The 12,643-nt window shown below is 72.3% G+C and carries 11 protein-coding genes; 4 read left to right on the top strand and 7 right to left on the bottom strand.

Annotated features, from left to right (window positions below):
* Nucleotides 1–89: 89 nt before the first annotated feature.
* The 3 genes from F7R91_RS08055 to F7R91_RS44010 all read left to right on the top strand — a co-directional run bounded on the left by F7R91_RS08055 (nucleotide 90) and on the right by F7R91_RS44010 (nucleotide 3,158).
* Nucleotides 90–782: an ABC transporter ATP-binding protein gene (locus tag F7R91_RS08055; protein WP_150945980.1), complete on the top strand. Its 693-nt coding sequence runs from the start codon at nucleotides 90–92 to the stop codon at nucleotides 780–782.
* Nucleotides 779–2,560 (top strand): ABC transporter permease, encoded by a 1,782-nt coding sequence (locus F7R91_RS08050; protein ID WP_331000536.1) that lies wholly within the window; start codon nucleotides 779–781, stop codon nucleotides 2,558–2,560. The genes F7R91_RS08055 and F7R91_RS08050 overlap by 4 nt, the downstream gene beginning before the upstream one ends.
* 67 nt (nucleotides 2,561–2,627) lie before the next feature.
* Nucleotides 2,628–3,158 (top strand): ABC transporter permease, encoded by a 531-nt coding sequence (locus F7R91_RS44010; RefSeq protein WP_331000535.1) that lies wholly within the window; start codon nucleotides 2,628–2,630, stop codon nucleotides 3,156–3,158.
* 151 nt (nucleotides 3,159–3,309) lie between these two features.
* Here F7R91_RS44010 and F7R91_RS08045 read toward each other — a convergent pair whose 3' ends face one another.
* From F7R91_RS08045 to F7R91_RS08015, 7 genes are all read right to left on the bottom strand, one after another.
* Nucleotides 3,310–3,738 (bottom strand): aggregation-promoting factor C-terminal-like domain-containing protein, encoded by a 429-nt coding sequence (locus F7R91_RS08045; RefSeq protein ID WP_150945978.1) that lies wholly within the window; start codon nucleotides 3,736–3,738, stop codon nucleotides 3,310–3,312.
* 346 nt (nucleotides 3,739–4,084) lie between these two features.
* Nucleotides 4,085–4,933 carry an ECF transporter S component gene (locus F7R91_RS08040; protein WP_150945977.1) on the bottom strand — a complete coding sequence of 283 codons (849 nt, stop codon included), beginning with the start codon at nucleotides 4,931–4,933 and terminating at the stop codon, nucleotides 4,085–4,087.
* On the bottom strand, nucleotides 4,930–6,618 hold the full coding sequence (locus F7R91_RS08035; RefSeq protein WP_150945975.1) for an ABC transporter ATP-binding protein: 1,689 nt from the start codon (nucleotides 6,616–6,618) through the stop codon (nucleotides 4,930–4,932). The genes F7R91_RS08040 and F7R91_RS08035 overlap by 4 nt, the downstream gene beginning before the upstream one ends.
* Nucleotides 6,615–7,769 (bottom strand): energy-coupling factor transporter transmembrane component T, encoded by a 1,155-nt coding sequence (locus F7R91_RS08030; protein ID WP_150945973.1) that lies wholly within the window; start codon nucleotides 7,767–7,769, stop codon nucleotides 6,615–6,617. Before F7R91_RS08030 ends, F7R91_RS08035 begins: the two co-directional genes overlap by 4 nt.
* Nucleotides 7,762–8,403: an SCO2322 family protein gene (locus F7R91_RS08025; protein ID WP_150945971.1), complete on the bottom strand. Its 642-nt coding sequence runs from the start codon at nucleotides 8,401–8,403 to the stop codon at nucleotides 7,762–7,764. The genes F7R91_RS08030 and F7R91_RS08025 overlap by 8 nt, the downstream gene beginning before the upstream one ends.
* Entirely contained in the window at nucleotides 8,400–9,623 is a 1,224-nt protein-coding gene (locus F7R91_RS08020) for a prenyltransferase/squalene oxidase repeat-containing protein (RefSeq protein ID WP_150945969.1), read from the bottom strand. Before F7R91_RS08020 ends, F7R91_RS08025 begins: the two co-directional genes overlap by 4 nt.
* Before the next feature lie 300 nt (nucleotides 9,624–9,923).
* On the bottom strand, nucleotides 9,924–10,952 hold the full coding sequence (locus F7R91_RS08015; protein ID WP_150945967.1) for an MBL fold metallo-hydrolase: 1,029 nt from the start codon (nucleotides 10,950–10,952) through the stop codon (nucleotides 9,924–9,926).
* Between the two features lie 230 nt (nucleotides 10,953–11,182).
* Here F7R91_RS08015 and F7R91_RS08010 point away from each other — a divergent pair, with 230 nt between their 5' ends.
* Nucleotides 11,183–12,640: an aldehyde dehydrogenase gene (locus F7R91_RS08010; RefSeq protein ID WP_150945965.1), complete on the top strand. Its 1,458-nt coding sequence runs from the start codon at nucleotides 11,183–11,185 to the stop codon at nucleotides 12,638–12,640.
* Nucleotides 12,641–12,643 lie beyond the last annotated feature (3 nt).

The raw sequence follows: 12,643 nt of genomic DNA, 5'->3' as shown, positions 1-12,643 counted from the left end.
CGACGCGCACGAGGAAGGTCCGGCCCTACCTTCGCCGGGACTCACCCGGCAAGGACAGGCAGCAGACCTCCGCGACCCCAAGGACAGACATGACCCATGTGATCGAACTGGAGGGCGTGGTGAAGCGGTACGACAGTGCCGGTGCGCCCGCGCTCGGACCGCTCGACCTCTCCGTCGCCCAGGGCGAAGCCCTCGCCGTGACGGGACCCTCCGGCAGCGGCAAGTCCACGCTGCTCAACCTCGTTGCCGGTCTCGACAAACCGACCGGAGGCGGTGTGACCGTGGACGGGCGGCGGCTCGACCGGCTCGGGGAGCACGCGCTGGCCCGGTTCCGGCGCGAGCAGATCGGCATGGTGTTCCAGTTCTTCAATCTGCTCGACGACCTCACCGTCGCCGACAACATCCAACTGCCCGCCCAGCTGACCGGCACGACGTGGCGCCAGACCGCGGCCCGCGCCGGTGAGCTCATGCAGCTGCTGGGCATCCAGAAGCATGCCCGCGCCTATCCGGGGCGGCTGTCCGGCGGTGAACGCCAACGGGTAGCCGTCGCCCGGGCGTTGGTCAACCGGCCCGCGCTGCTGCTCGCCGACGAGCCGACCGGCGCGCTCGACACCGCCTCGGGTCAGGACGTGCGCGAACTGCTCGTCGATCTGCATCGCGGCGGGCAGACCATCGTGCTGGTCACCCACGACCTGGCGCTGGCCGAGGCGTGCGCGAGCCGCACCATCCATCTGGTCGACGGGCACCTCGCCCTCGACACGCGTACGGAGGTCGTGGGATGACCCGCTTCGGCAGCGGCCCGCTCGGCCGTGTCGTACGGTCCGGGGTGGGTCGCAGACGCGTGCAGACCGTGGTCATCGCCATCGCCACGATGATGGCCGTGGCCTCCGCCGTGGTCGCCGGGGCGCTCATCGTCGCCTCGAACGCCCCCTTCGACCACGCCTTCGCGCGGCAGAACGGCCCGCATCTCACCGCGGAGTTCGATCCGGCGAAGACGAGCGCGCGGGAGATCGAGGACACCGCGCGGCTGGACGGGGTCACCGCGAGCGCGGGGCCGTACCCGTCCACGTCCCTTCGCATGGTGGACGCCAGGGGCGGGCACCTCCCGCCGACGACCCTGGTCGGGCGGTCCGGTCCGCACGCCGAGGTGGACGACCTGGACCTGAAGTCCGGCCGGTGGGCGGCGAAGCCGGGCGAGATCGTGCTGGACGCCTCCTTCTCGGGGCCCGGCTTCCAGCTCGGCGACACACTCAAAACCTCCGACGACGCTGCGGACAGCACGGCCCTCACGGTCGTCGGCTTCGCCCTGTCCGCCGGCCGGACCGCCGACGCCTGGGCGACCCCGGCGCAGGTCAGCGCGCTGGCGTCGAAGGACACGCAGGTCAGCAGTCAAATGCTCTATCGCTTCGAATCCGCCGGGACGAAAGGGCAGATCGCCGCCGACCGGAAGAAGCTCGCCGCTGCCGTGCCGTCGGGGGCGCTCCTCGGTACCCAGTCCTATCTGGACACCAAGCGTGCCGCCGACCGGGGCGCGGCGCCGACCATCCCCTTCCTGATCGCGTTCGGTGTTCTCGGTATCGCTATGTCGGTGATCATCGTCGGCAGTGTGGTCAGCGGCGCGGTCGGCACCGGCCTGCGCAGGATCGGCATCCTCAAGGCCATCGGCTTCACCCCGCGCGAGGTGGTGAGCGCCTATGTCGCCCAGGCGCTGATCCCGGCCGGCGTCGGCATCGTGCTCGGGGTGGTGCTGGGGAACCTGCTGGCCGCGCCGCTGCTGGAGGACACCGAGCAGGTGTACGGCAGTGCTTCGCTGACGGTGGCCTGGTGGGTCGACCTCGTGGTCCCTGCCGTGGCCCTGCTGGCGGTGGCGGTCGCGGCCCTCGTTCCCGCGCTGCGGGCCGGACGGCTGAGGACCGTCGAGGCCATCGCGGTCGGCCGGGCACCGCGCACCGGACGCGGCCAGTGGGCGCACCGGGCGGCGGGACGGCTGCCGCTGCCGCGCGCGGTGACGTACGGTCTCGCCAGTCCCTTCGCGCACCCGGTCCGCACCCTTGCGATGCTGCTCGCGGTGGCCTTCGGCACGGTCGCGGCGACCTTCGCGGTGGGGCTGACCCAGTCCCTGAACGCGGTCAGCGCGGCGCAGGATCCGGAGAGCCGCGCCGCGGTCACCGTGGTCAGCGGCGGGGCGGGTCCGGGGGGTGGCGAGCGGCGGCCCGCCGAAGGGGAGGCTCAGCCCGCGCCGGCCGCTGATCCGGCGCGAGTGGCGGCCGCCATAGAGTCGCAGAAGGGTACCGATTCGTACTACGGCAGAACCGAGGCGCAGGTCAAAGTGGCAGGCCTGTCCGGCTCGGTGCAGGCCACGCTGTACCAGGGCGATGCGGGCTCCGGCCGCTACGAGACGATCTCAGGGCACTGGATCGAAGGCCCGGGACAGGTCGTGGTTCCCACAGGTTTCCTGGAACGGACCGGTACCAAGGTCGGTGACACGGTGCGCGTGACCCTCGACCAGGACACGAAGGTTTCTGCGCATCGTCGGCGAGGCCTTCGACACCTCCGATGACGGGCGGCACGTCCACGCGAACCTCGCGGACTTCCCCGCGCTGAAACCACAGGACTTCCTCGTCGAGGTGAAACCGGGCGTCTCCCCGGCCCAGTACGCCGAGCAACTGGCCGCGAAGGTACGGCCCCTGGGCGGCGACGCCATGGCCAACTCGCCGTCGGAGCAGGACAACATCATCCTCCTGCTGGATGCGATGGCGGTGCTGCTGACCCTGATGCTGGTCTCGGTGGCCGGTCTCGGCGTGCTCAACTCCGTTGTCCTCGACACCCGGGAACGCGTTCACGACCTGGGCGTGTGCAAGGCGCTCGGCATGTCGCCGCGGCAGACGGTGAGCCTGGTGCTCGCCTCGGTGGCCGGGATCGGCGTCCTCGGCGGTCTCGTCGGCGTACCGGCCGGGTACGCGCTGCACCACTACGTACTGCCGGTGATGGGACGCGCCGCGGGCACGGGATTGCCGCCGTCGGTCCTCGATGTGTACGAGCCCATGCAACTGGCCCTGCTGGGGCCGGCCGGAATCGTCATCGCGGTGCTGGGCGCGCTGCTCCCGGCGGGCTGGGCGGCCAGGGCTCGGACGGCCATGGCGCTGCGTACGGAGTAGCTGCGCGCGAAATAGCTGCGTACGGAACAGCTGCCTACGGAGCAGCGGAATCACCGTGCTTCACATGGCGAAGGCGGCGACCCCGGGGATTCGGAGGGCCGCCGCCTTCGCGTCGGGGGAGCCGGCTGTACGCCGTTGCTCTCGGCCGGGCTCAGTACCAGCCGTTGGCCTGCCAGAAGTTCCAGGCGGCGACCGGGCTGCCGTAGCGGGAGTTCATGTAGTCGAGACCCCACTCGATCTGGGTGGCCGGGTTGGTCTTCCAGTCGGCGCCCGCGGAGGCCATCTTCGAGCCGGGCAGGGCCTGGACGAGGCCGTACGCGCCGGAGGAGGCGTTGGTGGCGGTGACGTTCCAGCCGCTCTCATGCTCGACGATCTTGCTGAAGGCGTTGTACTGAGCGGCGTCCGGGATCATCTTGTGCGCGATCGCCTTGGCCGACGCGGCCGACGAAGGGGCCGAGGACGTGGCCGCCTGGGCGGGCGCCGACGTCAGGACCAGGCCGGTCGTGGCGGCGGCCAGCGCGGCGGCGGTCAGGGCCTTCTTCGGGGAAGCGATGCGACGAGCGATACGGGACACAGACACGGAGAACCTTTTCCTCGGGGACAGCGGTGCCGCGGCGTGTGCCGGGCCACGGGGTGCGTGGTGGTCACATGCCTCGGCGCCGCGGCCCTGAGGGCTCGTCGGCGCCGTGCGACGTCGTCCACACAAGCAGGTCGGCGAAGTGTCCGCAAAGACCGTTTTGCTAGTTGTGGTCGTATGCGGGAAGAAGGCCGGCCGTGTGACCTGGCCCTCAATGCGCAGGTCAGAGGGGTCAAGTGGGCGGATGTCCCAGGCGCATACGACTACGGTCCGGCGTCGTAGGTGACCTGTGTCATGTGGGGTGGTTCACCGTGGGAGGAGGCCGGTGTGACGGTCGGCGCACGCGGCCTCACACAGTGGGGCCGTCGAACGTGACCGGCGTCTCGAATGCCGCCCGGCGCGTGGCGCGGCGCAGCGCCTTGAGGACCGTCCGGCCGAGCAGCACGGTCAGGAGCACGGTGACCAGCGCCCGGCCCAGGTCCCAGCCGAGCGAGGTGGCCAGGCAGTACGTGAGGAAGCGGGCCAGGTTGACGGGGACCGCCGCGTCCGGGTCGAAGGCGATGTTCGAGGCGTTCCCGTCCATGAAGGGCCAGCCCGCGAGGTTGGTCGCCGTGCCGTAGGCGAAGGCGGCGAGGAAGCCGTAGCAGGCCAGCAGCGCCAGCTCGGCGCGGCCCCGCAGCCGGTCGGCGCCCGGCAGCAGGCCCGCGCCCATCGTGAACCAGCCCATCGCCAGCATCTGGAACGGCATCCACGGTCCCACCCCGCCCGTGAGCAGCGCGGACGCGAACATCGTGACCGAGCCGAGGACGAAGCCGAAGCCCGGGCCGAGAACCCGCCCGCTCAGCACCATCAGGAAGAACATGGGCTCGATACCGGCCGTCCCGGCGCCGATCGGGCGCAGGGCGGCGCCGGTGGCGGCCAGCACGCCGAGCATCGCTACCGCCTTCGGACCGAGGCCCGACTCGGAGATCGTGGCGGCCACGACGGCCACCAGAAGGACGAGCAGACCGGCGAAGAGCCAGGGGGCGTCCTGGGCGTGCGCGTTCACCTGGGACTCGGGCGGCGCGAGGAACGGCCAGCCGAAACCGGCGACGCCTGTGGCGCTGACCAGGACGAGGGCGGCGATGGAACGGGGGCCGAGACGGACGGGGCGGGACTGCGGGGTGAGGGCGCTCCTCGGAGGCGAGGGGGCGGTCATGTCAGTGCACCCTTCACCTGCGCGACCGTGAGCCACTTCTGCGGGGCCAGGATCTTGGTGACCTGTGGGGCGAAGGAGGGGGAGGCCACCACCACGTCCGCGGTCGGACCGTCGGCGATCACCTCGCCCTCGGCCAGCAGGACCACGCGGTCCGCGAGCTCGGCGGCCAGTTCCACGTCGTGCGTGGCCAGCACGATGGCGTGGCCCTCGGCGGCGAGCCCGCGCAGGACGGCGACCAGGCGGGCCTTCGCCGCGTAGTCCAGCCCGCGGGTCGGCTCGTCGAGCAGGAGAAGGGGAGGACGGGCGGTCAGTACGACGGCCAGCGCGAGGGTGAGCCGCTGGCCCTCGGAGAGGTCGCGCGGGTGGGTGTCGACGGGGATGCCGGGAAGCAGGCCGGAGACCAGGTCCCGGCAGGTGCCGGGTGCGGCCCCGGCGTCCCGGTCGGCGGCCGCGCACTCGGCGGCGACCGTGTCGGCGTACAGCAGGTCGCGCGGCTCCTGCGGTACGAGGCCCACCCGGCGTACGAGATCGGTGGGCGCCGTGCGATGCGGTACGGCCCCGCCGACCCGCACCGATCCGGAGGACGGTGCCACGAGCCCGACGAGCGCGGAGAGCAGCGTGGACTTTCCGGCACCGTTGCGTCCCATGAGCGCGATCGTCTCGCCGGGGGCCACGGTCAGATCCACGTGGCGCAGCGCCTGGACGCGGTCGCGGCGGACGGCGAGAGAGTGGGCCTCGGCCGTGGGCGGGGGAGGAGCGGTCCGGTCGGTGCCGGGGGCTTTCCTGCCCAGCCGCCAACGGGACGGAGAAGGAGGGGGAACGGGAGCGGGCACGGTGCGGGGTGCCGCGGACGAGGTGTCCGCCCGCTGCTCCGTCAGTCGCTCACGCAACTCCGGTGCCCGGCGTCGCGCGTCCCGCACCGTCAGCGGCAGCGGGGACCAGCCCGCCAGCCGGCCCAGGTCCACCACCGGCGGGTACACCGGTGACACGGCCATGATCTCGGCCGGGGTGCCGAGGACCGGCGCCGCTCCCGGGGACGGGAGGAGGGCGACCTGATCGGCGTACTGGATGACGCGTTCGAGGCGGTGTTCGGCCATGAGGACCGTGGTGCCGAGGTCGTGGACGAGACGCTGGAGGACCGCGAGGACCTCCTCCGCGGCCGCCGGGTCCAGCGCGGAGGTCGGTTCGTCGAGGACCAGGACCCGTGGGTGCGGGGTGAGGACGGACCCGATCGCGACGCGCTGCTGCTGGCCGCCGGAGAGGGTGGCGATCGGGCGGTCGCGCAGGGCGGCCAGCCCGAGGAGATCGAGGGTCTCCTCGACCCGGCGCCGCATCACGTCCGGGGCGAGCCCCAACGACTCCATTCCGTAGGCGAGTTCGTCCTCGACGGTGTCCGTCACGAAGTGCGACAGCGGGTCCTGGCCCACGGTGCCGACGACATCGGCGAGTTCGCGCGGCTTGTGGGTACGGGTGTCACGGCCGGCCACCGTGACACGGCCGCGCAGGGTGCCGCCCGTGAAGTGCGGGACGAGGCCGCCGACCGCGCCGAGCACCGTGGACTTGCCGACGCCCGACGGGCCGACGAGCAGGACGAGTTCACCCTCCGGGACCTCGAAGTCCACGCCCTGGACGGTGGGTTCGGCGGCGCCGTCGTACGTCACCGAGACGTTCTCGAAACGGATCACGACGGCTCCTTGGATGCGGGGAAGGGAGCGGGGACGGGAGCGGGGACGACGAAGGCGGGGAGCAGGCCGAGGAGTACGGCCGCCGCCGGCCACAGGGGCAGGGCGGGGGCGACGAGGGGGACCACGCCGGGGTGCAGGGCCTCGGGATCGTAGGCGGAGGCGAGGGTGAGCAGGGCGGCCACCGCAACGCCGGACCCGGTCACCAGCCAGGCGCGGGCGTCCCACCGGTCGGGGCGGTAGCGGGTGCGCAGGCAGCGGCGGCCGCCGAGACGCAGACCCGCGAGCGCCGCGACGATCCCGGCGAGGAGCAGCGGCAGACCGTAGGTGCCGCCCGCGGCGGTCAGCAGTCCGTACGTTCCCGCGCAGACGCCCAGCAGGCCGCCGAGGGTGAGCGCGGTGGTCGTACGGCGGACGGCGGGCGGGACGTCGGCGGTACGGCCGTAACCGCGCGCGTCCATGGCGGCGGCGAGGGCGACGGAGCGCTCCAACGCGCCCTCCAGGACCGGGAGTCCGACCTGCAGCAGGCCTCGTACGCCTCTGTCGGGGCGGCCGCGCAGACGGCGGGCGGCACGCAGGCGTTGCACGTCGGCGATGAGGTTCGGCGCGAAGGTGAGGGCGACGACCACTGCCACGCCCGTCTCGTACAGGGCGCCGGGGAGGGACTTGAGGAGGCGGGTCGGGTTCGCGAGGGCGTTCGCGGCGCCGACGCAGATGAGGAGCGTGGCCAGTTTCAGGCCGTCGTACAGGGCGAAGAGCAGGCCCTCCGCGGTGACCCTGCCGCCGAGGCGGATGCCCTGGGCCCAGTCGGGGAGGGGGACTTCGGGGAGGGTGACGACCACATGGGTGCCGGGGATCGGGGAGCCGAGGACGACCGCGAAGGCGAGGCGGATGACCAGGACGGCGAGGGCGAGTTTGACGAAGGCGGTGTAGGAGCGGGCGGTGGGAGTGTTCGGGCGGTGGGTCGCCACGACGTAGGCGGAGGTGGCGATGAGGAGGGCGAGGAGGAGGGGGTTGGTGGTGCGGGTGGCGGCGGTGCCTAGGGAAAGGGACCAGAGCCACCAGGCTCCCGGATGCAGGGTTGCTTGACGCGTAGCCCTGCGTTGGTACCTGAGGGTTGGGGCGCTTGCCCGAGCTTGCCCGCCGCTACGCACGCCTGCGTTGCCTTGCCTGCCACGCTGCTGCTGCACCCAGCACCGCAACGGCCGCCGTCCCCGCGAGGAGGCCGAGGGACGGACCGCTGTCCTGCGTCTCCTTCTTCGAAGTCGAAGTCGACGTCGCGGTTGAAGAATTCGCCACCTGCTCCCCGCACCCGGTCCGCGGATACCCCGCGATCGCGCACAGCAGGGCGTTCGTGTCGTAGCGCAGAGGCTTGGCGACCGCCGCCAGGGCCTCCGCCGCCGTCGCGTCGGGGGACACACTCGCGCAGGCCGTACGCCGGGCGGGCGGACTCTCGCCGGACGGAGCGTCCGCGCGTGTGCCGAAGTCGATGACCAGGGCCACCCGCTTCCTGCCGTCCGCCGCGGGCGTCCCCGCGCAGATCGCCGCGAAGTCCGCCGCGCCGCGCGGCCGGGCCGAGTCGGAGGAGTCCTCGCTGACCGAGAAACGGAAGCCCTGGACGTCGCCGTCGGAGGGCCGGGTGGTCGACGGGCCCTGGGTGGCGTAGACCCAGTGGGCGCCGTCGCGCTCCCAGAACGACCAGTAGCGGTAGCCGGTGGCCTGCGCCTGGCCCGGGACGAGGGCCAGGAGGAGCCCGGCGAGGAGCAGCGCGGCGCCCCGGCGGATCACGGCTGCTGCCTCTTGTTGCGGCCGCTGAGCAGGAAGCCGACGCCGATGCCGGCGACGAGGCCCACGCCGACGATCCACCAGACACCGAGGCCGGAGTCGTCCTTGTCGCTGTCCTCGGCCCGCGCGTTGTTCTCGGTCTTCGCCTGCTGCGGGGCCGGGCCGGTCGCGTTGAGCTGTTCGACCAGGTCCGTGCCGCCGAAGTCGCGCGGGTCGGTGCCCGTCGCGTGGGCCGCGAGGACCAGCTGGGCGTAGGCGGCGGGGCCGCTCTGCTTCGCCCAGGCCGTGGAGTTCTGCTCCAGCCACTGCAGCGGCTGCTTCGCCTGCTCGGCCCCGCCCTGCGCGGCGAGCGCGACGACCGCGTCCGCGGTGTTGCCGTAGTCGGGCTGGTCGGTGGCTCCGGCGAGGGCGGAGTTCAGGTGGCCGTCCTTCGCGACCGCCTTGGCGAGGTAGGCGGCGCCGTTGGCGGCCGCCTGCTGCGGGGTGAGATCGCCGGAGCCGGCGCACTCGGCGTCCGTCTTCGCGCCGGCCTCGACCACCATGCCCTTGCCCAGCGCGCCGATCACGCCCGCGGCGGTCGCGTCCGCGTTGGCGGCGAGCTTGCCCTTCTTGTCGGGCTGGTAGGCGAAGGCGCCCGCGCCGTCGTCGGTGCACGGCAGGGCGAGCTTCAGCAGGGCGTCGTACGGCGACTTGCCGCTCTTCACGACCTTCGCGGGCTGCTCGCCCGCCGTGGTGAGCGCGCCGATGACGACCGAGGTCGAGTTGGCGTCGCTGGGCCCGCCGGGCGCGTAGCCCCAGCCGCCGTCCTTGTTCTGCACGGACTTCAGCCAGGCGACGGCCTTGCCGGTCTCCGCGTCGTGACCGCCGAGCGCGGCCAGTGCCTGTACGGCGGCGGCCGTGCTGTTGCTGTCCACCATGAGCTTGGCGTCGCAGGGCTTCGTGGCGTCGGCGCGGAAGGGCGCGAACGCCCCGCTCGCACACTGCTGCCCGGCCAGCCACTCCACGCCCACGGCGGCGGGCTTCACACCCACGGTGTGCTGGGCGAGCAGCGCGAGGGACTGCCGCCAAACGCCGTCGTACTGCGGGTCCGCACTGCCGTACAGCCCGGAGGGAAGCACCACCGACGGCGACGCGGAAGGCGACGGATCGGCGGCAACGGCGGGCGTGGCCACGCCGATCACGGTGACGGCGGCCAGGACCGCGGCGCTACGGCGGACGTTCATGATCGGCGACTGCCTCTCCCTGCAGGGGAGCCGGGCAGCACGGGAGGACACCCCGGGCGGCTCGGCTCCGTAGACCTCGACGGTGCCGCACACCGGCGGGCTGCCGGTGCGCGTGAGCCGTTCACGACCGTGCGGGGCAGTCCGGCTCACCGTCCTCGGGGAACGGTTAACGGTTGCGGGTCAGCGCCGGAATTGCACCGGCTTCCCCCCGTACGGGTGTGATGACGACGCGGCCACTCTACCCGCAGGTAGGAAGGCCCCTGAGGGGGGCCTGTGAGCTGGGTGTACGGGCCGTACGGGTCACACGGCCACGTATCTCACCGGCTCGCCCCCCGTCACCGCCTCCGCCCGCCCCAGCTTCACCAGCCGACGCAGATGGGCCTCCGCCTCCGACACGGCGATGTTCCTCGAAACGTAGGGGATCTGGTCCCAGGGGCGGTTCCACTCCATGCGCTCGGCGAGCTGCCAGGGGGTCAGGGGCTCGGCGAGGAGGGTCAGCAGGCCGGTGAGCCGTTCCTCGTGGTGGGTGAGGAGTTCCCGTACGCGGATGGCGGCGTCGGTGAAGGCATGCTGGTGGGCGGGGAGGACCTCGGCGGGGGCGAGGCGGCCGACGCGTTCGAGGGAGTCCAGGTAGTCGCCGAGGGGGTCGGTGACGGTGGCGTCGTCGGGATCCTCGTACAGGCCGATGTGCGGGCTGATCTCGGGGAGCAGATGGTCTCCGGAGAACAGGCGGCCGTTGCCGGGCAGTCGGGCCGGGTGTTCCTCCTCCAGGTGGAGGCAGACATGGCCCGGTGTGTGGCCCGGCGTCCAGATCGCGCGCAGTCGGCGGCCGGGGAGGCCGAGGAGTTCGCCGGGGACGATCTCGCGGTCGGGCAGGGCGGGGGAGAAGCCCGGCAGGGCGCGAGGGGGGAGGGCCGTGCGCAGGGGTGCGACATGCTCCTCGGGCGCGCCCGCGGCGGTGAGCTTGTCCGCCATGTAAGAGAACCAGCGCTCCGTACGGGTCCCGCGGGTCCGGCGGACGATCGCGGTGTCCGCCGCGTGCATCGCGACCCATGCCCCGGACGCCTCGCGCACCCGCCCCGACAGTCCGTGGTGGTCGGGGTGGTGGTGGGTGATGACCACGCCGTGGATCTCGCCGGGCGCGGTCCCGCACGCCGCGAGGCCCTCGGCGAGGGTGTCCCAGGACGCCGGGTCGTCCCAGCCGGTGTCGATCAGTACCGGGCCGCGGTCGGTGTCGACGACGTGGACGAGGGTGTGGCCGAGGGGGTTGTCCGGGATGGGGACCTCGACGGACCGTACGCCTCCGCCGTGGTCGTGCACCTGCGTCATGGGCTCCCCAATCTCCGCGTTCCGGCCACTATAACTAGAACGAGTTTCGATGGGAGCCCGAGTCGACCTTCTCCCGTCTCAGGGGTGTCCTGTCCGTGGACTCCGTGGGCAGGAGCTGGTATCAGTCTTCGTATCTGATGGATCGTCAGAACAGTGGCGTCGGGCAAGTCGCCGTCAGGCACATGGTCGTCGGACAAGTGGCCGGGAGCGGCCCCGGGGAGGCAGTCGCCATGACCGAGCTCGTGGAACACGGACAGCTTTTCATCGGCGGGGAGTTGACCGACCCCCTGGGCAAGGACGTCATCGAGGTGATCTCCCCGCACACCGAGGAGGTCATCGGACGCGTGCCGCACGCCTCGACGGCGGACGTGGACCGTGCGGTCGCCACCGCGCGGAAAGCGTTCGACGAGGGACCCTGGCCGCGTATGACGCTCGACGAACGGATCGAGGTCGTCGGGCGGATCAAGGACGCGATCGCCGTACGGCACGAGGAGATCGCCCGGGTCATCTCCTCCGAGAACGGGTCGCCGTACTCCTGGAGCGTCCTCGCGCAGGCCCTCGGCGCGATGATGGTCTGGGACGCGGCGATCACCGTCGCACGGAACGTCCCCCACGAGGAGCACCGTGACGGAGTCCTCGGGAAGATCCTCGTACGGCGCGAGCCGGTCGGCGTCGTGGCGGCCGTCGTCCCGTGGAACGTCCCGCAGTTCGTGGCCGCCGCCAAGCTCGCGCCCGCGCTGCTCACCGGCTGCACCATCGTGCTCAAGCCGTCGCCGGAGTCGCCGCTCGACGCGTACCTCCTCGGTGAGATCGCGAGGGAGGCCGGCCTGCCGGAGGGCGTCCTGTCGATCCTCCCCGCGGACCGCGAGGTCAGCGAGTACCTGGTCGGGCACCCCGGGATCGACAAGGTCTCCTTCACCGGCTCGGTGGCGGCGGGCAGGCGCGTCATGGAGGTCGCGTCACGGAACCTGACCCGCGTGACCCTGGAACTGGGCGGCAAGTCGGCGGCCGTGGTGCTGCCGGACGCGGACCTGGAGAGCGCCGTCCCCGGCATCGCCTCCGCGGCCTGGATGAACAACGGCCAGGCCTGTGTGGCCCAGACCCGTATCCTCCTGCCGCGCTCCCGCTACGACGAGTTCGCGGACGCCCTCGCCGCGGCCACGAGCGCGCTGGTGGTCGGCGACCCGCTGGACGCGGCGACTCAGGTCGGCCCGCTGGTGGCCCGGCGCCAGCAGCAGCGCAGTCTCGACTACATCCGCATCGGCCAGGAGGAGGGCGCCAAGATCCTTACCGGCGGCGGGCGTCCGCCGGGCCTGGACCGCGGCTGGTACGTCGAGCCGACCCTGTTCGGCGACGTCGACAACTCCATGCGGATCGCCCGGGAGGAGATCTTCGGCCCGGTGATCTGCCTCCTGCCGTACGGCGACGAGTCTGAGGCGCTGAAGATCGCCAACGACTCCGACTACGGCCTGAGCGGCAGCGTGTGGACGGCGGACGTCGAGCACGGCATCGAGGTCGCCCGCCGGGTCCGTACCGGCACCTACTCGGTGAACACCTTCAGCCTCGACATGCTCGGCCCCTTCGGCGGCTACAAGAACTCCGGGCTGGGCAGGGAGTTCGGCCCCGAGGGATACGGCGAGTACCTCGAACACAAGATGATCCATCTCCCCGCCGGCTGGGAGGCGTAGGGC

The sequence above is a fragment of the Streptomyces luteolifulvus genome (assembly GCF_008806595.1).
GTDB classification, from domain to species: domain Bacteria; phylum Actinomycetota; class Actinomycetes; order Streptomycetales; family Streptomycetaceae; genus Streptomyces; species Streptomyces luteolifulvus.
Note: the sequence above shows the minus strand (reverse complement) of the source record. Positions and strands in the feature narration are given on the sequence as shown.